Source organism: Caballeronia sp. NK8 (assembly GCF_018408855.1).
GTDB lineage: Bacteria > Pseudomonadota > Gammaproteobacteria > Burkholderiales > Burkholderiaceae > Caballeronia.
This window is the reverse complement of sequence record NZ_AP024327.1, coordinates 601,404-622,242: the sequence shown is the minus strand read 5'-3', so window position 1 is coordinate 622,242 and position 20,839 is coordinate 601,404. Positions and strand designations below refer to the sequence as shown.

Annotated in this window: 19 protein-coding genes and 1 riboswitch; of the genes, 13 read left to right on the top strand and 6 right to left on the bottom strand. The window is 63.6% G+C overall.

Annotation, left to right across the window (positions count from 1 at the left end; genetic code table 11):
- Nucleotides 1-16: 16 nt before the first annotated feature.
- Together NK8_RS40535 and NK8_RS40530 are read right to left on the bottom strand one after the other, a co-directional pair.
- On the bottom strand, nucleotides 17-1,165 hold the full coding sequence (locus NK8_RS40535) for an aromatic ring-hydroxylating dioxygenase subunit alpha (RefSeq protein ID WP_213234254.1): 1,149 nt from the start codon (nucleotides 1,163-1,165) through the stop codon (nucleotides 17-19).
- 177 nt (nucleotides 1,166-1,342) lie between these two features.
- Nucleotides 1,343-2,269 (bottom strand): LysR family transcriptional regulator, encoded by a 927-nt coding sequence (locus NK8_RS40530; RefSeq protein WP_213234253.1) that lies wholly within the window; start codon nucleotides 2,267-2,269, stop codon nucleotides 1,343-1,345.
- A gap of 175 nt (nucleotides 2,270-2,444) precedes the next feature.
- Between NK8_RS40530 and NK8_RS40525 the strand changes: the two genes are divergently transcribed.
- The 5 genes from NK8_RS40525 (at nucleotide 2,445) to NK8_RS40505 (ending at nucleotide 7,625) form a co-directional block, all read left to right on the top strand.
- Nucleotides 2,445-3,743, top strand: a complete 1,299-nt coding sequence (locus NK8_RS40525) for an NAD(P)/FAD-dependent oxidoreductase (protein WP_213234252.1) — start codon at nucleotides 2,445-2,447, stop codon at nucleotides 3,741-3,743.
- 32 nt (nucleotides 3,744-3,775) lie between these two features.
- A complete protein-coding gene (locus NK8_RS40520) occupies nucleotides 3,776-4,213 on the top strand; it encodes a RidA family protein (protein ID WP_213234251.1) in 438 nt (145 codons plus the stop codon).
- An 18-nt stretch (nucleotides 4,214-4,231) separates the two neighbouring features.
- Nucleotides 4,232-4,906, top strand: a complete 675-nt coding sequence (locus NK8_RS40515; protein WP_213234250.1) for a DUF1028 domain-containing protein — start codon at nucleotides 4,232-4,234, stop codon at nucleotides 4,904-4,906.
- On the top strand, nucleotides 4,899-6,062 hold the full coding sequence (gene argE / locus NK8_RS40510; protein WP_213234249.1) for an acetylornithine deacetylase: 1,164 nt from the start codon (nucleotides 4,899-4,901) through the stop codon (nucleotides 6,060-6,062). The genes NK8_RS40515 and argE overlap by 8 nt, the downstream gene beginning before the upstream one ends.
- Nucleotides 6,063-6,293: 231 nt before the next feature.
- Complete coding sequence (locus tag NK8_RS40505; protein ID WP_213234248.1) at nucleotides 6,294-7,625, top strand: epoxide hydrolase family protein; 1,332 nt, start codon at nucleotides 6,294-6,296, stop codon at nucleotides 7,623-7,625.
- A gap of 9 nt (nucleotides 7,626-7,634) precedes the next feature.
- Here NK8_RS40505 and NK8_RS40500 read toward each other — a convergent pair whose 3' ends face one another.
- Nucleotides 7,635-9,032, bottom strand: a complete 1,398-nt coding sequence (locus tag NK8_RS40500) for an MFS transporter (RefSeq protein WP_213234247.1) — start codon at nucleotides 9,030-9,032, stop codon at nucleotides 7,635-7,637.
- A gap of 287 nt (nucleotides 9,033-9,319) precedes the next feature.
- Between NK8_RS40500 and NK8_RS40495 the strand changes: the two genes are divergently transcribed.
- The 7 genes from NK8_RS40495 (at nucleotide 9,320) to NK8_RS40465 (ending at nucleotide 16,786) form a co-directional block, all read left to right on the top strand.
- Nucleotides 9,320-10,339, top strand: coding sequence for an alcohol dehydrogenase (locus NK8_RS40495; protein ID WP_213234246.1), 1,020 nt, complete (start codon nucleotides 9,320-9,322; stop codon nucleotides 10,337-10,339).
- Nucleotides 10,340-10,510: 171 nt separating this feature from the next.
- A complete protein-coding gene (locus NK8_RS40490) occupies nucleotides 10,511-10,915 on the top strand; it encodes a thioesterase family protein (RefSeq protein WP_213234245.1) in 405 nt (134 codons plus the stop codon).
- Nucleotides 10,916-10,942: 27 nt separating this feature from the next.
- On the top strand, nucleotides 10,943-12,286 hold the full coding sequence (locus tag NK8_RS40485) for a phenylacetate--CoA ligase family protein (protein WP_213234244.1): 1,344 nt from the start codon (nucleotides 10,943-10,945) through the stop codon (nucleotides 12,284-12,286).
- Entirely contained in the window at nucleotides 12,283-13,053 is a 771-nt protein-coding gene (locus tag NK8_RS40480) for an enoyl-CoA hydratase/isomerase family protein (RefSeq protein ID WP_213234243.1), read from the top strand. Before NK8_RS40485 ends, NK8_RS40480 begins: the two co-directional genes overlap by 4 nt.
- A complete protein-coding gene (locus tag NK8_RS40475) occupies nucleotides 13,050-13,769 on the top strand; it encodes an HAD family hydrolase (RefSeq protein ID WP_213234242.1) in 720 nt (239 codons plus the stop codon). The genes NK8_RS40480 and NK8_RS40475 overlap by 4 nt, the downstream gene beginning before the upstream one ends.
- Nucleotides 13,766-14,896, top strand: coding sequence for a branched-chain amino acid ABC transporter substrate-binding protein (locus NK8_RS40470; protein ID WP_213234241.1), 1,131 nt, complete (start codon nucleotides 13,766-13,768; stop codon nucleotides 14,894-14,896). The genes NK8_RS40475 and NK8_RS40470 overlap by 4 nt, the downstream gene beginning before the upstream one ends.
- 84 nt (nucleotides 14,897-14,980) lie before the next feature.
- Nucleotides 14,981-16,786 carry a sigma-54-dependent Fis family transcriptional regulator gene (locus NK8_RS40465; protein WP_213234240.1) on the top strand — a complete coding sequence of 602 codons (1,806 nt, stop codon included), beginning with the start codon at nucleotides 14,981-14,983 and terminating at the stop codon, nucleotides 16,784-16,786.
- On the opposite strand, the gene NK8_RS40460 is transcribed toward NK8_RS40465, so the two are convergent.
- The 3 genes from NK8_RS40460 to glyA form a co-directional block, all read right to left on the bottom strand.
- Complete coding sequence (locus tag NK8_RS40460; RefSeq protein WP_213234239.1) at nucleotides 16,783-17,385, bottom strand: dimethylsulfoniopropionate lyase; 603 nt, start codon at nucleotides 17,383-17,385, stop codon at nucleotides 16,783-16,785. The genes NK8_RS40465 and NK8_RS40460 overlap by 4 nt on opposite strands.
- Complete coding sequence (locus tag NK8_RS40455; RefSeq protein WP_213234238.1) at nucleotides 17,382-17,735, bottom strand: hypothetical protein; 354 nt, start codon at nucleotides 17,733-17,735, stop codon at nucleotides 17,382-17,384. The genes NK8_RS40460 and NK8_RS40455 overlap by 4 nt, the downstream gene beginning before the upstream one ends.
- Before the next feature lie 358 nt (nucleotides 17,736-18,093).
- On the bottom strand, nucleotides 18,094-19,341 hold the full coding sequence (gene glyA / locus NK8_RS40450; protein WP_213234237.1) for a serine hydroxymethyltransferase: 1,248 nt from the start codon (nucleotides 19,339-19,341) through the stop codon (nucleotides 18,094-18,096).
- Between the two features lie 266 nt (nucleotides 19,342-19,607).
- Nucleotides 19,608-19,716: riboswitch (guanidine-I (ykkC/yxkD leader) on the top strand.
- Between the two features lie 58 nt (nucleotides 19,717-19,774).
- Here glyA and NK8_RS40445 point away from each other — a divergent pair.
- The gene (locus NK8_RS40445; protein ID WP_213234236.1) at nucleotides 19,775-20,839 is read left to right on the top strand and encodes a putative urea ABC transporter substrate-binding protein; all 1,065 of its coding nucleotides are present in this window, start codon (nucleotides 19,775-19,777) and stop codon (nucleotides 20,837-20,839) included.

The window sequence follows — 20,839 nt, the reverse complement described above, 5'->3', positions numbered from 1 at the left end:
GATCGCGTCCTGTCTTTCAGTGCTGTGCGAGCTTCGACGCGATATAGCGCGCGAAGTCGTAATTGGGCCGTTCGAGATGACTCAGGTTGCCGGGCTTCGCGAGCGGCGCATGTACGCCGCGAAACACTGCCTGCACGCCGCGCCGGTCTTCCGCGTTCACTTCGTCGAGCAATTGCTTGAGCGTCGTCATGTGCGCGTTCGCTTCCGGATCGGCGATGAATTCAGGTGCAAGCCCTCCGCCGAAGCGGATATGCACTTGCCCGACGCCGCGCGGTTGCAGCGCGAGATACCAGAAGTAGCCGGGCGTGAGCGTGACGAGATGCGTCGGATAGATCGCGAGCAGCGCTGTCGTCTTGCGCCAGTGTCCCGTCAGGCGTGTGTTGTCCGGATGCGCGTTGCCGATCGGCAAACTCGCTTCCTTCGTGATCCAGTGATAGTTGAACGCTGGATAACCCGGCGGACATTCCATGTCTTCGAGCTTCGAATGCGGCCCTACCGTTGCGCGATGCAGCATCGGCAAGTGATAACTTTCCATGAAGTTTTCCGCGAGGATCTTCCAGTTCGTGTCCCACACGTGCTCTTCATAGAAAGTTTCGATGTAATCCGTCATGCCGTACGCGCCGATGAGTTCGCTCAGCTCGGCGAGTTGCTTTGCAACGGGCGGCGCGTCTTTACCGAGCGTCACGTAAATCCAGCCTTGCCATTCTTCGCAGCGCACGGCGGGCAACGTATAGCTTTCCTTGCAGAAGCCGGACTGCCGGTCCATCAGCGGCGCGCCCTTCAGTTCGCCGTCCAGCCCATAGCTCCATGCGTGATACGGGCACACGATACGGCGCTTGTTGCCGCGCCCTTCGAGCAGCACCGACATGCGATGCAGGCACACGTTGGACATCGCCTTGAGCTGCATCTGTTCGTCGCGCAGCACGACGATCGGTTGCGCGCCGATCTGCGCCGTCAGATAGTCGCCGGGCTCTTTCAACGCGCTTGCGCGGCCGACGCATTGCCATTCGCGCTCGAAGATCTCGCGTTCTTCGAGCGACAGAAAATCGGGCGATGTATAGACACCCGGCGGCATGGCGCGCGCATCGCTGAATGATCGTTCGCAATTCGACTGCAACTCGCCGATAAGCGTTTGCACCGCGATCGTCGTTGCCGGACTGACCATGAAGCCCTCCTCGTCTGATCCCCGTGAGAGCGCGCTGGCGCGGGCTTTTGCCGCATTGCGCTCGACATGCACATCAATCTATCAAGCCAAATTGCCAGCCAAAATATTGTTTTCGGATACAAAGCAAAGCTTTTACCTATGTAGCGCGGATAACTTCCGGGATCGGCGCGACGCGCGTTAAATGTCGATATGCAGCCGCCGGATATAGATCTCGCAAAAGGACGCGAAGCGATGCACGACTTGACGCGGCCGCATGGTGCGCGATTGCGCGATGCCGAGAGTCGTCGCGTTGACGTTGTCCTTGAAGCGTTTAATCACGAAGTCTTCGCCGTCCACCGTGCGATTTGATTTGAGCGGAAAGTTGAGGATGCTATAGCCGAGACCGTTCGCCACCATGCCGCGCACGACCTCCGGCTGCGATGAACGGAACGCGGGCACCGGACGGCTGCCGACCGCATCGAAGAGCGCGGCGAAATACTCGCGGCTGTGCGGCAGATCCAGCATCACATAAGGCTCCGGCAGCAGGTCCGCAAGCGATACCTTGCGCGCGCGGGCAAGCCGATGCGTCTTCGGCAGGATCGCATACGGCGGCAAGGACAAGAGCGGCGTGAACGCGATATCTTCGGTCAGGTCCAGACTATAGGTCAGCGCGATATCGAGCGAACCGTCATGCAGACCGCGCAGCAAGCCATCCTGATGCGCCTCAACCGTGCGAAACGAAATGCCCGCATGCCCGGCCGTGAAGCGGCTGATAAGGCCCGGCATCAACGGCGGCGCGAGCGAAACGAGGCAGCCGAGCGCGATGGAGCCGGTCATGCCGCCATCCATTTCCTTCGCGGCCATCTGCAATTCTTCCGCGATCTTCAGCAGATTGCGCGCTTGCCCGAGCAGATCGCGGCCCGCCTGCGTGAGCGACAGACCGCTTGCATGATGTCGGATGAATAGTTGCACGCCGAACGATTCTTCGAGATCGGCGAGGGCGGTGGAAATGGACGGCTGCGAGATATGCAGTTTTCGCGCGGCGGCGGTGAAGGACAGCGCTTCCGCCGTCACGACGAAATAGCGCAACTGCCGTAACGAGTAGCGCAAAGGATGGATTTCCATCGACGATGCTCCAGAGATCATGCTTCGATGGGCCGCATTGTGAAGCGCTCAAAATTCATTGCATAGCCAAATCCAATGCTATGCATTTTTTAAATATATTTTTCGGATTCTGGCGGGGCGCGTAGATTTTCACGATGGATCACGGATACAACGGCCTTTCGGAAGGACATCAGCCATGACAGTGGAAACAACGTCTATCGATACGCTCGTGGTCGGTGCCGGTCAGGCCGGCGTCGCGATGAGCGAACATCTGAGCAAGTTCGGCGTGCCGCATCTCGTGCTGGAACGCGACCGGATCGCCGAGCGCTGGCGCACGGGCCGCTGGGATTCGCTCGTCGCCAATGGCCCGGCCTGGCACGATCGTTTCCCTAATATGGAATTCGCGGATTTCGACCCGGACAGCTTCGCCTCGAAGGAACAGGTCGCGGATTATTTCGTCGAGTACGCAAGAAAGTTCGACGCGCCCATTCGCACTGGCGTCGAAGTGAAGAAGGTCGTGCGCAATGTCGGACGGCCGGGCTTTACCGTCGATACGTCTGACGGAACGATCGAAGCGAATCGCGTCGTCGTTGCGACCGGACCGTTTCAGCGCCCCGTGATTCCGCCGATCGCGCCAAAAAACGCCGCGCTCACGCAGATTCATTCCGCCGACTATCGCAATCCGCAGCAATTGCCCGAGGGCGGCGTGCTCGTCGTGGGCGCGGGATCGTCGGGCGTGCAGATCGCCGACGAATTGCAGCGTGCGGGGCGGCGCGTGTATCTGTCGGTCGGCGCGCACGATCGTCCGCCGCGTGGCTATCGCGGACGCGACTTCTGCTGGTGGCTCGGCGTGCTCGGCGAATGGGACGCGGAAGTGATGAAGCCGGGCCGCGAACATGTGACGATCGCGGTAAGCGGCGCGCGCGGCGGCCATACGGTGGATTTCAGGCGTCTCGCGCATCAGGGCATCACGCTCGTCGGTCTGACGAAATCATTCGACGATACCGTCGTCACGTTCGAAGCCGATCTCGCCGATAACATCCGGCGCGGCGACGAAAACTATCTGTCATTGCTCGACGCCGCCGACGCCTATGCGCAACGCAACGGCCTCGATCTGCCCGAAGAGCCCGAAGCCCGCACCATTCCCGCAGATCCCGATTGCATGACGCATCCGCTTCTCGCGCTCGACATGGCGAAGGAAGGCGTGACGTCGATCATCTGGGCCACCGGCTACGCGGTCGATTTCAACTGGCTGCAAGTCGATGCATTCGACGACAAGGGCAAACCGAAACATCAACGCGGCGTCGCGAAGGAGCCGGGCATCTACTTTCTCGGCCTGCCGTGGCTGTCGCGCCGTGGCTCGGCGTTCATCTGGGGCGTGTGGCACGACGCGAAACATATCGCCGATCACATCGTCACGCAGCGCAAATATCTCGCGTACTACGACACGCCGCAAAGCCAGGTGGAAGACAAGCGCGTCGAGAGCGTCAACTGATTCCAAACACATCCCGTATCAAGGTGCATTCGATGAGCCAACCCACGCATACCCGTATCCGCATGTTCAACACGAAGGATACGTACCCGAATCAGACGCTCGACAACGATCTATGCCAGGCCGTGCGCGCGGGCAACACCGTCTATGTGCGCGGTCAGATCGGCACGGATTTCGAAGGCAATCTCATCGGCCTTGGCGATCCGCGCGCGCAGGCCGAGCAGGCTATGAAAAACGTCAAGCAATTGCTCGAAGAGGCGGGCAGCGATCTATCGCATATCGTCAAGACGACGACTTATCTCACCGACGTGCGTTATCGCGAGCCGGTGTATCGCGAAGTCGGCAAATGGCTGAAAGGCGTGTTTCCCATTTCGACGGGACTGACTGTCGTCGCTCTCGGGCAACCGGAATGGCTGATGGAAATCGACGTGATCGCCGTGATTCCCGATGGCTGGACGCCGCCTCAGGCCTGAAGACGCAAAGGAGCGCACATGACTTTTTCCATCGTCGGACGTTGTGAGCGGACGGGGCAGCTCGGCATCGCGATCAGTTCATCGAGCATCGCGGTGGGTGCGCGCTGTCCGTGGGTGCGTGCGGGCGTCGGTGCGGTCGCGACGCAGAACGTGACGCTGCCCGCGCTCGGTCCGCAGATTCTCGATCAACTCGAAAGCGCGATCGATTCCGCTGCCGCGCTGGAGCGCGCGCTGGCCGCGAACGAATGGAGCGAATATCGGCAGGTGACGGTCGTCGATGCGCAAGGCCGCACCGCGTTCTTCAGCGGCAAGCAGGCGCTCGGCACGTATCACGCGGCGGCGGGCCGGCAATGCGTCGCGGCGGGCAACATGCTCGCGGGCATCCACGTGATCGAGGCGATGATTCCCGCGTTCGAGAACGCAACCGGTCATCTCGCGGATCGACTTCTCGCAGCGATGCATGCCGCGATTGCAGCGGGCGGCGAAGCGGGGCCGGTGCATTCGGCGGCGTTGAAGATCGCGGGCGAACAGAGCTGGCCGCTCGTCGATCTGCGCGTCGACTGGGCGGATGACGATCCCATCGGCAAACTCGACGGACTCTGGCACGCGTACAAACCGCAGATGCAGGACTACGTGACGCGCGCGCTGAATCCGACCGCCGCGCCGAGCTACGGAGTGCCGGGCGATGAGTGAGATGACGAGCCGCGCCCTGCTCGAACGGCTGATCGGTTTCGCGACGGTCAGCCGCGATTCGAATCTGGCGCTGATCGAGTTCATTCGCGATTACCTCGCGAAGCTCGACGTCGAGTGCGAGCTGTTCTACAACGCAGAGCGCACGAAGGCGAATCTGTTCGCGACGATCGGACCGCGCGATCGCGGCGGCATCGTGTTGTCGGGACATACGGATGTCGTTCCCGTCGATGGCCAGCCGTGGACCGTCGATGCCTTCCGACTCACCGAAATGGATGGACGCCTGTATGGCCGCGGCGCGGCTGACATGAAGGGCTTTCTTGCGTCGGTGCTGGCCGCCGTGCCGATGTTGCTGAAGCGTGAACTGCGCTTGCCCGTGCATCTCGCGTTCTCCTACGACGAAGAAGTCGGATGCCTCGGCGTGCGGCCGATGCTTGCGGAGCTGGAGCAGCGCGCGCACAAGCCCGTGTTGTGCCTGATCGGCGAGCCGACGTCGTTGAAGCCCGTGCTCGGGCACAAGGGCAAACTCGCGATGCGCTGTCAGGTGAAGGGTGCACCTTGCCATTCCGCCTACGCGCCGTATGGCGTCAATGCGATTCAGTACGCGGCGCGTTTGATCAATCGTCTTGAAGAGATTGGAGAGAACCTGGCGCAACCCGATCAACACGACGAGCGTTTCGATCCGCCGTATTCGACTGTGCAAACAGGCGTCATCAAGGGCGGCCGCGCGCTGAACATCGTGCCGGCGGAATGCGAATTCGATTTCGAAGTGCGCGCGCTTCCGGGTTTCGATGCCAGCACGGTGGCCGATGATCTGCGTTCCTATGCACAAGAGGAGCTGCTGCCGAAGATGCGCGCCGTGCAATCCGATACCGATATCCGTCTCGAACCGCTTTCGGCGTATCCCGGACTCGCGACGCCGCCGGATAGCGAAGCGGCGCGCCTGCTCGCGTTGTTGAGCGGTTCGTCGGAGTTCGGCACGGTGGCGTTTGGCACGGAAGGTGGGCTATTCGATCAGGCTGGGATTCCGACTGTCGTATGCGGCCCTGGCAGCATGGATCAGGGCCACAAACCCGACGAGTTCGTGAGCGTCGAACAACTTCGCGACTGCGATGCGATGCTGATGCGGCTCGCTGACCATCTGTCGGCCACAGCTTGATTGCCGGGCCAGACTCTTTCCCGCCTGACAAAAGTGTTGTACCCGCGCCTGCATTTACGCCTCGTGTGCATATACACATAATCTCGTCACCTGCTGCGAAAACCCTTCGCGGCGCATCGAGGCGGTGACGATCCAGGGCTTGCCGAACGGCGGCCCGCAACCCGGCTACAGGGATAGAGATTCGCTGCGGCACGCATCGCTCCTCCTCGCTCATGTATTCAGGAGGCTTGTATGTCGAACGATATCTCTCTCAAGACGCCGTCGCGTCGTCATTTCATCGGTGTCGCGGCTGCGACGCTGGCTGCCGGCGCATTCAGCCGTTTGGCCTTCGCCGACCCGACTCCGGACACAACTGAAATCGTGCAGGTAAAAGGCGGCGACAAAACCGCCATCCGTCCGCTTCGTGTGCACGTTCCGGACGCGCAACTCGCCGACCTGCGCAGACGCGTGAAGGCGACGAAATGGCCCGAGCGTGAACTCGTCGCCGATGCATCGCAAGGCGTGCAGCTCGCGACGATGCAAAAGCTCGCGCGCCACTGGGCCACCGATTACGACTGGCGCAAGGTCGAAGCGCGGCTGAACGCGGTGCCGAATTTCGTCACCGAGATCGACGGGCTCGATATTCACTTCATCCACGTTCGCTCGAAGCACGCGAATGCGTTGCCCGTCATCGTCACGCATGGCTGGCCGGGATCGATCATCGAGCAACTGAAGATCATCGGTCCGCTGACCGATCCGACGGCATACGGCGGCAATGCATCCGACGCCTTCGATGTCGTGATTCCGTCGCTGCCCGGCTACGGTTTCTCCGGCAAGCCGACGGCCACCGGCTGGGACCCGCAACGCATCGCGCGTGCGTGGATCGCGCTCATGAAGCGCATCGGCTATACGCGATACGTGGCGCAAGGCGGCGACTGGGGCAACGCCGTGACCGAGCAGATGGCGCTCATCGCGCCGCCGGAACTCGTCGGCATCCACACCAACATGCCCGCGACCGTGCCGGACGATATCGCGAATGCGCTCAAGCTGGGCGAGCCAGCGCCGGCGGGTCTTTCGGCGGACGAACAACACGCGTTCGATCAGCTCGATTACTTCTACAAGCACGGCCTCGGCTACGCGCAGGAAATGGCCAACCGCCCGCAGACGTTGTACGGCATCGAGGATTCGCCGATCGGCCTCGCCGCGTGGATGATCGATCACGACGCCGCGAGCCAGGCGCTCATCGCGCGTGTGTTCAACGGACAGAGCGAAGGTCTTACGCGCGACGACATCCTCGATAACATCTCGCTCTACTGGTTCACGAACACGGGGATTTCATCGGCGCGACTTTACTGGGAGAACAAGCTCAACTTCTTCGCACCGAAGCACCTGGCGATTCCGGTCGCGGTGAGCGTGTTTCCCGATGAAATCTACGCCGCGCCGAAAAGCTGGACGGAGAAGGCGTATCCGAAGCTGATTCACTACAACCGTCTGCCGAAGGGTGGGCACTTCGCGGCGTGGGAACAGCCGCAAGCCTTCTCGGTCGAGGTTCGCGAGAGCTTCCGCACGCTGCGTTCGGCGTGATTCAGCGCTTCACGTCTGCGCCTGTGACGATCGCAAGTGAATGCCGAGCGCGCGCCGCGCGCTCAACGCGAGCATCGCGCACGACAGCGCGTTGAAGAGAAACAGCCCGCTCGGCCCGACGATCGTCATCAACGCCGAGGCCAGCGCCGGCCCCGCCATGCCGCCGAACGAAAACAGCGCGAGCAGCAGCGCCGAAATGGCGACCCGATGATGCGCCTCCGTCCGATCCTGCACGTGCGACACGATCAGCCCGTATTGCGTGAACGTGACAGCCACGTAGACGAGCGTCGCGACCCAGGTGATCACGCGCACGTCGAAGCAGAAGAGCACGAGACTCAGCGCCGCCGATGTCGACGCCGTGAAATAGACGAGACGTCGGCGGTCGACCTTGTCGGACAGCCGGCCCATCGGCCATTGCGGCACCAGCGCGCCGATCAGCGCGACGCCCATGAAGGTCGCGAGCTCGCTCGTCGAGAAGCCCGCGCGTTCGAGATAGACCGGCATCATCGCGTAGAAGCTGCTGTAGATGAAGCCCGCGAGGATGCAGCCCGGCACCGCCAGCGGCGCGGAAGCTCTCATTTCCCGCACGCTCTCCCGCCAGGTGCGCGCGGGCACGCGATGCAGCGTTTCGTCCGCGACCTTCACGGGCCAGCCTTCGAGCAAGGTCACGGGCATCACGGCGGCGGCGAACAGCGCGGCGGCGATGGAGAATTGCTGCCCGCCCGAACCCGCGCCGACATTCAGCAGAAACTGCCCGGTGCCGACCGCCAGATAGTTGATGGCCGCGTAGGAACCGAAGACCTGTCCGCGCTTTTCGTTCTCCACCGTGCCGTTGAGCCAGCTTTCGATGGACGTGTACAGGCCCATGAAGGCGAAGCCAGTCAAAAGACGCACGGCGCCGAGCGTCCAGGGCGACTGGGCCGCGCCGAAGGCCAGCGCGAGTATCGAAGCCGCCGCCGAAAACGCGACGAAGGTCCGATGCTGCCCGATCCGGTCGATGAGCCTGCGATTGAACACGGCCCCGAGAATGAACCCGGCGTAGTAACACGACTGGATCAGGCCGATCACGATGGTTGGATAGCCGGATTGCAGGATGCGTAGCGGGATCAGCGTCTGAAAGAGACCGTTGCCGACGATCAGCAACGCGTAGCTGCACAGCAGACCGGTGAGCGCGCGGTAGCTGCTGCCCGCGCCGCCGTGCACGTGCGGCGGCGCGTCGGGCGCGCCGGCCGCGGGCGGCGTCTGCCGGCCGAACAGCTTCGCTTCGGTCAGCGGCCCGGTGCGCGCGACGGTCGGCGCTTCGTGGTCCGCGCTCGTCTCGTCCTGTGTCTCTTGGGGATCGCGGGTGGCCTGGTTGGTGCGATCGATTACCTGCTCATTTGCGGCTGCGTCTTCGTTCTTTGACATGACACCCTTGAAGGTCGCTCTCGATTCCGGTTTGCGGCGCAATGCTCGAATTTTGCACCACCGCGACGATGGTAACCGGCGCGGACGGTGTTCGATGTTCCATTTTGTTTCTGAGTGCTGCGGGTCGTCCAGCCGCGCGGCGAGTGCATCGCGCCGAGACCTGTCACAATCGCAATCTCCGACGTTTCTCGACGATACGGTCGGGAGTGCGATTTGCCGGGCCGTGTCATCCGTATGCGGCGCGTTGGGCGCGCCGCGCGTTTCTCTCCCATCGAAAGGAGCAAGCGATGCCAACGATGCAGGCAGTGCAGGTAGCGAAAGCGAACGGTCCGCTGGAAGTCGTCGAGCGCGATGTGCCGGAGCCGTCCGAGGGACACGTCTTGATCAAAGTGCAGGCCTGCGGGATCTGCCATAGCGACTCGCTCACCGTCGAAGGGCTGTGGCCCGGCCTTCAGTTCCCGCGCGTGCCGGGGCACGAGATCGCGGGCGTGATCGAGAAACTCGGCGCGGGCGTGGAGGGCTGGGAGAAAGGGCAGCGCGTCGGCGTGGGCTGGCACGGCGGGCATTGCGGCCATTGCGAGCATTGCCGTCACGGCGACTTCGTGCTTTGCCAGCGCGCGCTCGTGCCGGGCATCAGCTACGACGGCGGCTACGCGGACTACATGGTCGCGCCGCAGGAAGCCCTCGCGCGCGTGCCCGACGATCTCTCCGACGTCGATGCCGCGCCGCTCCTTTGCGCGGGCATCACCACCTTCAATGCGCTGCGCAACAGCGGCGCGCGCGCGGGCGACGTGGTCGCGATTCTCGGCATCGGCGGGCTCGGCCATCTGGGCGTGCAGTTCGCGCGCAAGATGGGATTCGTCACGGCGGCCATCGCGCGCGGCCAGGACAAGGCGCCGCTCGCGAAGCAGCTCGGCGCGCATCACTACATCGACAGCGAATCGCAGAACGTGGCCGAAGCCCTCAAGGCGCTCGGCGGCGCGCGCGTGATCCTCGCGACGGCGACGAGCGGTAAGGCGATGAGCGCGACCATCGGCGGTCTCGGGCTGAACGGCAAGCTGATCATGGTCGGGATCTCGGAGGAACCGGTCGAGGTGCCGATCACGCAGTTCATCATGGGCCGCAACTCGGTGCAGGGCTGGCCGTCCGGCACGGCGGCGGATTCGCAGGAAACGCTGGCGTTCAGCGCGCTGTCGGGCGTGAAGCCGATGATCGAGGAATTTCCGCTGTCGCGCGCGGCCGAGGCGTATGAGCGGATGATGAGCGGGAAGGCGCGGTTCCGGGTGGTGCTGACGCCGGGGAAGTGAGGCAATCACCGTAAAACAACCCGACGACCGTTTCGAATCTTAACGACAAGAATCTTTCCGATTCACAGATCCGCGACCTCGAGAAATCCCGCAAAGCCCCGCCAGCCGGGGCTTTGACACATATGGCCCGGCCCTTGCATTGATCACGCTCCAGACAACCCGGAGCCGCACATGATCGAACGAGGCCGAGCCGCCACGCTCACCCACACCGTCACATCCGCCGATCTCGCGTCCGCCCACGCGCGAGGCGAGGGCGAACGCTATCCCGACGTGCTGTCCACGCCCGCGCTGCTGTCGCTGATCGAGCGCGCGTGCGCCGAAGCGTTGCGTGATGCCGTCGGCGACGGGCAACTCTCCGTCGGCGTGACGACGCATCTCAATCATCTCGCGCCGACGCCGCTCGGCGCCGATGTCTCCGCCACCGCGACCTTTCGCGATCTCGAAGGCGCGCTGTACTGGTTCGACATCGTCGCTTCCGACGCGGGCGGACCGATAGGCACGGCGAGCCACGCGCGCGCGATCGTCGAACGCTCCGTGATCGAGGCGCGCGCCGCGAAACGCCGCCGCGCCGAATGACGCATTCCCACGACGAGAGAAAAGCACATGGCTGAACACTCCCCGACGCACGGCGTCTACTTCGACGAAGCGTTCGAAACGCTCTCGCCCGCCGACGTGCGTCGTCATCAGGACGCACTGTGGGCATCGCACTGGCCGTATCTGCGCGCGATGTCGGCGTTCTACCGGACCCGGCTCGCGCACTGGATCGGCCGCGACGACGTCACGCTCGACACGCTTCAGGACATGCCCTTCACCGAGAAGGACGAACTGCGCGTGAGCCAGGAAGGCGCGTCGCCCTATGGCGATTACGTCGCGTGCGCGGAAGGCGGCATCGCGCGGCTGCATCGCACATCGGGCACGACGGGCCGGCCGCTGATCCTCGCCAACAGCACGCGCGACGCGGCGGACATCGCCCGCGTCGGCGCGCGCTCTATGTGGGCCGCGGGCCTGCGCCCGGACGATCGCGTCGTCCACTGCCTCAACTACTGCATGTGGACGGGCGGCTTCACCGATCACACGATCCTCGAAGCGACCGGCGCGACCGTCGTGCCGTTCGGCGTCGGCAACACGCGGCTGCTCATCGATTCGATCCTGAACCTCGGCATCAACGCGATTTCGTGCACGCCGTCGTATCCCGCGCTGATCGAACAGGTGTTGCGCGAGACCGGCGGCCCCGCGCCGCGCGATCTCGGACTGAAGCTCGGTCTGTTCGGCGGCGAAGCGGGTCTCGACAATCCCGAGTTGCGCGCCGCGATGGAAGAGAAGTGGGGCTTCAAGGTGCGCAACGCGAACTTCGGTCTCTCGGAAGTGCTGAGCATTCTCGGCGGACAAACCGGCTGGACCAACGATCTTCTGTATCACGCGGGCGACGTCGTGTTCGCCGAGATCATCGATCCGCAGACGCTCGCACGTCTGCCGGCCGAAGCGGGCACGACCGGCGAGCTCGTCTGCACGCACTTGCGCAAGCAATGCCAGCCGCTCGTGCGCTATCGCACGCGCGATGTCGTCACCGTGACGGCCACCGATCCCGGCCCGGACGGCCGCAGCGCGTGGCGCTTTCGCGTGACGGGCCGCACCGACGACATGTTCAACGTGCGCGGCGTCAACGTGTTTCCGGGCGCGGTGCGGCTCGCGGTCGAGGCGTTGCCGCAATGGGCGTCGGGCATGTTTCGCATCGTGCTGAAAGGCCCGGGGCCGTATGACCGCATCGCCATGACGGTGGAGGCCGCGCACGGCTTGCCCGCCGATCGCTGGGACGACGCGGCGGCGCGCATCGAGGCGGCCGTGCGAGAACGCATCGGCGCGAGCGCGGCGGTGACGATGGTCCCGTTCGAGCACTTTCCGCGCACCGAAGGCAAGACACGTTGGATCGACAAGGAGCCCGCATGAGCTACGTGAAGACAAGCATGGATGGACCCGTCTGCATCGTGACGCTGGATCGCCCCGAGCGCATGAACGCGATCAGCGGGCCGCTGCTCGACGACCTGCACGACGCACTGCAACGCGCAAACGACGATCGCGCGTGCCGCGTGATCGTGCTGACCGGCGCGGGCCGCGCGTTCTGCGCGGGCGACGACCTGAAGGAATTCGGCGAGCAGAGTGCGAGCGATGACAGCATCCGCAGTCATATCGAGCGCATTCAACGCATCACGCGCGATCTGATGTTCAACGCGAAACCGGTTGTCGGCGCGGTGCATGGTTTTGCCGTCGGCGGCGGATTCGAGTGGATGCTCAATTGCGACATCGTGGTTGCATCGGACGATCTCGTCGCGTTCTTTCCGGAGATGGAGTGGGGGCAGTTCGTCACCGGCGGCGTCACGCAGCTGCTGCCGCAGGCGCTCGGCCATCAACGCGCGATGGAACTATGGCTGCTCGGCGAGCGGCAAAGCGCGCAATCGCTTCTGTCGATGGGACTCGTGAATCGCGTCGTGCCGCGCGATGCGATGCTCGACACGGCGATGACGCTCGCAGCGCGCATCGCGGAGAAATCGCACACGTCGATCGCGCGCCTGAAGCGGCTCGTCACGATGGAACTCTCGAAGACGCTGTCACGCAGCCTCGACCTCGAATTCGCCGCGACCATCGAAGCCTTCGCGGACCCCGAGGCCGCTGAACGCGTGAAGGCCTTCGCCACACGAAAGGAGCACGCGCGATGAACACGAAAGCCTTGACGTTCGATTACTTCGGCACGCTCGTCGATGTCGATCGCGGCGGCACGATCGGCATGGCGGAAGTGTTGCGCCGACTGTCCATCGAAACCGGCGATTCCGCCTTCGACATCTATCTCGACTGGGACATCCGCAATGTGCGGATCTATCGCGGGCAGGCGTACGCGCGTTATCGCGATGTCGCGCGAGAGGCGCTCACAGCCGTGCTCGATGCGCGCTGGCCCGGCGCACGCCGTGGCCACGCGATGGATACGCTCACCGATGTGTTCCTCACGCATCTCGTCGAAGCGTCGCCCGCGCACGCCGACGCCGTGCCGTTCCTCGACTGGGCCGCGTCGCGCTATCCGCTGATGCCGATCACCAACATGGACAGCGACCTGTGGCGGCGCACGCAGCTCACGCGCTACTTCGAGCACGTCACGACGGCGGAGATGGCGCAGGCGTACAAGCCGTCGCAGGCGATCTTCTCGCTCGCGCTCGACCGCCTCGCGCTGCCCGCGCGCGACGTGCTGCATTGCTCGCTCGCGAGCTGGGCCGATATCGACGGCGCGAAACCGCTCGGCATGGCGGTGGCGTGGATCAATCGCGGCGGCGATACGCTCGGCACGTGGCAGCCGCGCCCGGATTTCGAGTTCGACACGTTGTCGCCGGTACGGGACCTTCTGGATAGTCTGTCATTCACAGCGACTGGGGAAACGATATGAAACCGATGAAGATGGCGATGTTGCTCGCATGCGCCGCGATGCTGTGCAACGCGGCGAACGCGCAGGAAGTGGTGAAGATCGGCGTGGCGGGGCCGCTCACGGGCAGCGCCGCGCAAAGCGGCAAGGACGACGAGCGCGGCGTGCGGCTCGCCATCGACGAGCTGAATGCGAAGGGCTTCACGATCGCCGGCAAGCCCGTGAAATTCCAGTTGATCTCGATGGACGATCAGGGCGATCCGAAGGTCGGTGTGAACGTCGCGCAGAAGCTCGTCGACGATGGCGTCGCGGCGGTCATCGGCCATTACAACTCGGGCGTGAGCATTCCGGCGGCGCGCATCTACAACGACGCGCACGTGGTGATGATGACGGGCGCATCGTCGAATCCGGATCTCACGCATCTCGGCTATCCGTACGTGTTTCGGCTCGCCACCAACGACAACGTGATGGGCGGCCGCATGGCGGTTTATGCGTCGAAGGTGCTCGGCGCGCAGCGCGCCGCCGTGATCGACGATCGCACCGCATACGGCACGGGCGTCGCCGATGTGTTCATCAAGACTGCGCAGAAGGAGGGCTTGCAGATCGTCGCGCGGGAATTCAGCACCGACAAGTCCACCGACTTCAAGGCGATTCTCACGCAGATCAAGTCGCGCAATCCGCAGGTCGTGTTCTACGGCGGCTACTACGCGCAGGCCGCGACGCTCGCGCGGCAGATGGGCGAACTCGGCGTGAACGCGACGCTCGTCGGCGGCGACGGCATCTGTTCGCCCGAGTTCGACAAGCTCTCGGCGGGCGTCGCGGACAAGCGCATGTTCTGCGCGCAGGGCGGTGCGCCGCTCGATACGCTGCCCGACGGCAAGACGTTCCGCGCGAGGTTCAAGAGCGCGTTCAGCGCCGATGTCGATACGTACGCGCCGGCCTTTTATGCGGCTACGCTCGTCGTCGCCGATGCGATGCAGAAAGCGGGATCGGCGAAGCCCGAGGTGTTCGTGAAGGCGTTGCGCGATCAGTCGTTCACGAGCATTCTCGGTCCCGTGAAGTTCGATGCGAATGGTGACTGGATCGATGCGCCTGTGACGGTGTATCGATTGAATGGGGGCGCGCTTACGGCGATTGCGCAGAAGGATTGATTCGCCGCCATGCCGTGCGACGCCGGCTAGCACGATTTTGTCCTGCTATATTCGACCTCATCGCCCGACTGTCCGCAGGAGCACATGGCCACCGTCGCGCTCGATCCCGACATCGCCACGCTGGAGAGCGCGCTCGCGTCCTCTCGCTGGCGTGACGCGCGCCGTCTCGCGGCGCGTGAAGCGAACGCGTGCATCTTCACGCTGGATCGCAGCGGTCATGTGCTCGAAGGCGTCGCACAAACCATCGATGGCCCGCTCGACGCGTTTTTCGCGCAGTGCCCCTCCGGGCAACTCGCCGCGCTCGCGGAAGCCGCCACGGCTGCATCGGACGGACGCTGCGCGATGCTTGCGCTGCAAGGCCCGGCCGCAGCGCTTCAGCAAGCGTTCGCGCTGCGCATCGATGCGCGCGGACGCCGCGTCTTTCTCGTCGCGCTGCGAACGCCTTCATCCGTCGATTCCACGCCCGCCGCGTGGATCGCGCTGCTCGGCGCGACACTCGACGTGCTCCTGCAAAGCGCCTTCGATCTCGCCGCCTACGATACGCTCGTCGAAGAGCAGCGCGCGATCATCGATCATATCGGCGACGGGCTGATGGTGATCGGGCAGGGCCAGGTGCTGCGGCACGTCAATTCGGTCGCGGGACGCATCCTCGGCATCGATCCGAAGGCGAGCATCGGCAGGACGCTCAACGCGGTGATCGACTTCGAGCCGATCGTCGGACCGATTTTCACCACGGGCGTGGGATATGTCGATCGCGAGCTGATCATCGATTCGCCCGCGCGGCATCTGCATCTGCTCGATACCGCCATTCCGATCAAGAACCGCTGCGGCGAAGTCGTGTCGGTCGTCAACACGTTCCGCGAGATGCGGCGCGTGCGCAAGATGGCCGGGCGCTACGCGGGCAATCACGCGCGCTTCACGTTCGATAACGTGATCGGTTCGAGCGCGGGCATGAAGCGCGCGGTCGATGCCGCGAAGAAGGCGGCGCGCGGCGCGTCGAACGTGTTGTTGTCGGGCGAAAGCGGCGTCGGCAAGGAAGTCTTCGCGCAGGCGATTCATAACGCCGGTGCGCGCGCCGCGCAGCCTTTCATCGCGATCAATTGCGCGGCGCTGCCGCATGCGCTGATCGAAAGCGAACTCTTCGGCCATGCGCCCGGCAGTTTCACCGGCGCGGCGCGCGACGGGCGGCCCGGCAAGTTCGAATCCGCCGATGGCGGCACGGTGTTTCTCGATGAAATCTCGGAGTTGCCCATCGACGTTCAGGCGAAGCTTTTGCGCGTATTGCAGGAACGCGAGGTCACGCGCATCGGCGACACGCGCGGCATTCCCGTCGACGTGCGCATCGTCTGCGCGAGCAATCGCGATCTCGCGTCGATGGTGCTCGCGAAGACCTTCCGCGAAGATCTCTACTACCGCTGCAACGTGATCGAAATCACGATCCCGCCCTTGCGCGAACGTCGCGAGGATATCCGCGCGATGGCTGCGTTTTTTCTCGATCGATACTGCACGCGCATGCACAAGCCGACGCCCGAAATCGCGGAGCAGGCGCTGCGGCAGCTCGAAGCGCACGACTGGCCCGGCAACGTGCGCGAGATCGAGAATCTCGTCGAGAAGATCGTCAACTTCAACGAAGGCGAGCGTATCGCGGATATATCGGCGTTGCTCGGCAGCGCGAACGTCGCGCAGACAAACGCCGCGTCAGCGGGACGGCATCGCGAACCGGTGTCGCTGAAGGAAGCGGAGCGCGTCGCGATCGAATCCGCCTTGCAGGCGTGCAACTTCAACGTGACGAACTGCGCGAAGCTGCTGCAAGTGTCGAAGCCCGCGCTCTACGCGAAGATGAAGCGGCATGGCATACGCATCGAAAGGTCGCTTCGTCAGCCGGGCTAGTCGCCGTCTCTGGTCAGCAGCGTCCACATCGCCAGAAAAGGCACCGCGCCGGAACGCATTGCGTGCGGATTGTTTCGCACGTTATGAATGCCGCCGCCGATGCCCGGATCGAACCACGCGCCGCCGTTCTGCCGGAATTCGCCCGGCGTGAACAGCACGTAGGCTTCCTCGGGTGGATGGCTGTGGTCGGGGTATCGAACGTGCGGCAACATCAGCGAGAAGCCCAGTTGCACGTCATAGCGGCTCTCGGCGCCGCCCGGACCGCAGATCATGCCGTGAACGTGGGCGTCGATATAGTTCTCGCTGCCGTTTTCGCCCGATGAACGGCGGGACCATCCGAGGTCCGGTTCGAGCGCCTTGAGCGCGCGCGCGGCGGCGCCGAAGCCGGTGTCGTCGTCGATGAAAGGGGCGAGCGCCGCGTCGAGCCAGTCGCAGGCGGGATAGCGTGTGTGATGCCGCGCGCCGTCGTCGGAGGGTGTTTGGAGCCGCTCGAAGACCCGCGCCGCAACGAGGCGGCCGGCTTCCGGCAACTGTTCCGACCTGAACAGCGCCTCTGCGATGGCGATGAGAGCCGCCACGTTCTCGGGACGGCGGTTCATGAGGCGCTCATGTCGACATGGTCTCGAATTGCGGGCGCGTGGTCGGCTTCGTTGCAGTCGATGAGGCGGATGTCGTTGAGTGGTGCGAGAGCTGATTTCAAGTTTGTCGCCGGATCCCGTATTCGTGTCGGTCTATGAGCGTTGCCCCTGTGCGGGGCGGCAGTCACTTTCTTTGCTGCTGCAAAGAAAGTAACCAAAGAAACAGCTATCCCCATCCAAAGTACTTCACGCCGGCCGCGGCACAGGCGATCGGTCTTGGCACAGCAGTAGCGAGTGCCCTCAAAGGCCACACCGGGCTTGGACCGCGCACGGTCTGCCACATCGCGCCACAAAACAAACTGGTTCAGCACGAAATAGCTCCGGCCCGCTACGCGGCCGATGGGTCAATCGCAGGTGCACGCATACCGATGGTTTCCCTTGCATACCCATCGGCAGCGCGCAGCGCTGTGCCGAAGCTATTTCGTGCTGAACCTGCGCGCTTAAACGACTAGCTTGTCAGACCGTGCGCGGTCCACGCCCGATTAGGCCTTTGAGGGCACTCGCTACTGAGCCCACGGACAACGAGAAGAACACCCAAATTGCGTATGACCGCGGGCGGCTCGAGCTGCTTTCTTTGGTTACTTTCTTTGCAGCAGCAAAGAAAGTGACTGCCGCCCCGCACAGGGGCAACGCTAACAAACCTACACGCTAACGGGATCCGGCGAAACCTCAACCGTACACAGGAAAACGCTTCGTCAGCACGGCGACCTGCTCGCGAACACGCTCAAGATTGCCCGCATCTTCCGGGCTTTCCAGCACATCGGCGATCAGATTCCCGACGATCTCCGCTTCCTTCACGCCGAACCCGCGCGTCGTCATCGCGGGCGAGCCGAGCCGGATGCCGCTCGTGACGAAGGGCTTTTCCGGATCGTTGGGAATCGCATTCTTGTTGACCGTGATATGCGCGGCGCCGAGCGCGGCTTCCGCAGCCTTGCCGGTGATCTTCTTCGCGCGCAGATCGACGAGCATCACATGGCTTTCGGTATGACCCGACACGATCCGCAAGCCGCGCTTCACGAGCGTTTCGGCGAGCACGCGCGCGTTGTCGACGACTTGCTGCTGATACGCCTTGAACTCCGGCGACAGCGCTTCCTTGAACGCGACAGCCTTCGCCGCGATCACATGCATCAGCGGGCCGCCCTGAATGCCGGGGAAGATCGCCGAGTTGATCTGCTTCTCGTACTCCGATTTCATCAGGATCACGCCGCCGCGCGGGCCGCGCAGGCTCTTGTGCGTCGTCGTGGTGACGAAATCGGCATGCGGCACCGGATTCGGATACACACCGGCCGCGATGAGGCCCGCATAGTGCGCCATGTCGACCATCAGATACGCGCCGACGTTCTTCGCGATCTTCGCGAGCCGCTCGAAGTCGATCTTCAACGCAAACGCCGACGCGCCCGCGACGATCAGCTTCGGCTTGTGCTCGTTCGCGAGTTGCTCGGCCGCTTCGTAATCGATGTCCTCGGCTTCGGTCAGGCCGTAGCTCACCACGTTGAACCACTTGCCCGACATGTTGACCGGCGAGCCGTGCGTGAGGTGGCCGCCGTGCGCGAGGCTCAGGCCCATGATGGTGTCGCCGGGCTTGAGCATCGCGAAGAACACGCCCTGGTTCGCCTGCGAGCCGGAATTCGGCTGCACGTTCGCGCTTTCCGCGCCGAACAGTTGCTTCACGCGGTCGATGGCGAGCTGCTCGACCACATCGACGTATTCGCAACCGCCGTAGTAACGCTTGCCGGGATAGCCTTCGGCATATTTGTTGGTGAGCTGCGAGCCTTGCGCGGCCATGACCGCCGGGCTGGTGTAGTTCTCCGACGCGATCAGCTCGATGTGATCTTCCTGACGGCGGTTTTCATCGGTGATGGCGGCCCAGAGTTCCGGATCGACGTTTTCAACGGTGCTGGCTGCGCGACTGAACATGATGGTTACCCAAGTGAGAGGAAAGCGGGTTGCTGCGGGAACGCGTGACTGTCCCGTATTCCATCGAAAGCCGGCGCGCCCGGATAGAAGAATTGCGACATTCCACTGGAATGCGGGCACCCGTTTGGTGCGCCCGTGCGTAGGCGCATCGCGCGGGGCGCTTCGTATCTGTGCACGAATCCGCGTCCACGCCGCCGAGCCCGCGTAATTACAGGCTTGGCACGCTTATCGCATTAAGCGCTTTCAGGAGTGGCAGTCACAATCTGGAAATGGACGACTAGGGTTCCGGTCCGCATCGATGTCCGATGCGCGATGCTGGTCCGAGAGTTGTCGACCTCAAGCGAGGTTACACGGCGGGACAAAAGCCCGGGAGAGAACGCGATGCGTCGCGCCGCTCCTGCCGTCGATAACCGCTTACTGCGAGGTCAACCTCATGCGCGTCCGCTTTCTCGCCGCAGCCGCCGTCGCTCTCTCCCTGTGCTTTTCCGCACCCTCGTACGCCCAGGCCCGCAAGGACTTCAAGGTCTGCTGGACCATCTACGCCGGCTGGATGCCGTGGGGCTACGCGAAGACGCAGGGCATCATGTCCAAATGGGCGAAGAAGTACGGCATCAATGTCGATGTCGTGCAGCTCAACGACTACATCGAATCGATCAATCAGTACACCGCCGGCAAGTTCGACGGCTGCGCGATGACCAACATGGACGCGCTCACCATTCCGGCGACGGGCGGCGTGGACAGCACGGCGCTGATCGTCAGCGATTACTCCAACGGCAACGACGGCGTGCTCGTCAAGGGCGCAGGCAAGAAGGTCGCCGATCTCAAGGGCCAGTCCGTCAATCTCGTCGAGCTTTCGGTTTCACACTATCTGCTGGCGCGTGCGCTCGAATCGGCGGGCATGAGCGAGCGCGACATCAAGACCGTCAACACGTCCGATGCCGATATCTCCGGCGCGTTCGCGACGCCCGCCGTGCACAACGCCGTCACCTGGAACCCGATGCTCGCGGACCTGAAGGCGAAGCCCAACGTCACGCAGGTATTCGATTCGAGCCGCATTCCGGGCGAGATCATGGACATGATGGTCGTCAACACGAAGACGCTGCACGACAACCCCGCGCTCGGCAAGGCACTGACCGGCGCATGGTTCGAGATCATGCAGACGATGCACGGCAGTTCCGCCGACAGCGAAGCCGCGCTCAGTTCGATGGCCAAGGCATCCGGCACCGATCTCTCCGGCTACAAGTCGCAGCTCTCGACCACCGCGCTCTTCTACACGCCGCAACAGGCGCTCGACTTCGCGACGAGCCCGGACATGCCGAAGATCATGACGCGCGTCGCGCAGTTCTCGTTCGATCACGGCCTGCTCGGCAAGGGCGCGCCGAACGCGGGCGCGGTCGGCATGGCGTTCGACAACAACGTGATCGTCGGCAGCAAGAGCAATCTGAAGCTGCGCTTCGATCCGACGTATGTCCGCATGGCCGCGCAAGGCAAGCTGTGA

Excerpts from the sequence above, each read along its gene's own strand:
- NK8_RS40515 (WP_213234250.1), top strand. The coding sequence starts at position 4,232 with ATGACTTTTTCCATCGTCGGACGTTGTGAGCGGACGGGGCAGCTCGGC.
- argE (WP_213234249.1), top strand. The coding sequence starts at position 4,899 with ATGAGTGAGATGACGAGCCGCGCCCTGCTCGAACGGCTGATCGGTTTC.
- NK8_RS40500 (WP_213234247.1), bottom strand. The coding sequence starts at position 9,032 with ATGTCAAAGAACGAAGACGCAGCCGCAAATGAGCAGGTAATCGATCGC.
- NK8_RS40485 (WP_213234244.1), top strand. The coding sequence starts at position 10,943 with ATGGCTGAACACTCCCCGACGCACGGCGTCTACTTCGACGAAGCGTTC.
- NK8_RS40505 (WP_213234248.1), top strand. The coding sequence starts at position 6,294 with ATGTCGAACGATATCTCTCTCAAGACGCCGTCGCGTCGTCATTTCATC.
- NK8_RS40520 (WP_213234251.1), top strand. The coding sequence starts at position 3,776 with ATGAGCCAACCCACGCATACCCGTATCCGCATGTTCAACACGAAGGAT.
- NK8_RS40495 (WP_213234246.1), top strand. The coding sequence starts at position 9,320 with ATGCCAACGATGCAGGCAGTGCAGGTAGCGAAAGCGAACGGTCCGCTG.
- NK8_RS40535 (WP_213234254.1), bottom strand. The coding sequence starts at position 1,165 with ATGGTCAGTCCGGCAACGACGATCGCGGTGCAAACGCTTATCGGCGAG.
- NK8_RS40465 (WP_213234240.1), top strand. The coding sequence starts at position 14,981 with ATGGCCACCGTCGCGCTCGATCCCGACATCGCCACGCTGGAGAGCGCG.
- glyA (WP_213234237.1), bottom strand. The coding sequence starts at position 19,341 with ATGTTCAGTCGCGCAGCCAGCACCGTTGAAAACGTCGATCCGGAACTC.
- NK8_RS40480 (WP_213234243.1), top strand. The coding sequence starts at position 12,283 with ATGAGCTACGTGAAGACAAGCATGGATGGACCCGTCTGCATCGTGACG.
- NK8_RS40470 (WP_213234241.1), top strand. The coding sequence starts at position 13,766 with ATGAAACCGATGAAGATGGCGATGTTGCTCGCATGCGCCGCGATGCTG.
- NK8_RS40525 (WP_213234252.1), top strand. The coding sequence starts at position 2,445 with ATGACAGTGGAAACAACGTCTATCGATACGCTCGTGGTCGGTGCCGGT.
- NK8_RS40530 (WP_213234253.1), bottom strand. The coding sequence starts at position 2,269 with ATGGAAATCCATCCTTTGCGCTACTCGTTACGGCAGTTGCGCTATTTC.
- NK8_RS40475 (WP_213234242.1), top strand. The coding sequence starts at position 13,050 with ATGAACACGAAAGCCTTGACGTTCGATTACTTCGGCACGCTCGTCGAT.
- NK8_RS40445 (WP_213234236.1), top strand. The coding sequence starts at position 19,775 with ATGCGCGTCCGCTTTCTCGCCGCAGCCGCCGTCGCTCTCTCCCTGTGC.
- NK8_RS40490 (WP_213234245.1), top strand. The coding sequence starts at position 10,511 with ATGATCGAACGAGGCCGAGCCGCCACGCTCACCCACACCGTCACATCC.
- NK8_RS40460 (WP_213234239.1), bottom strand. The coding sequence starts at position 17,385 with ATGAACCGCCGTCCCGAGAACGTGGCGGCTCTCATCGCCATCGCAGAG.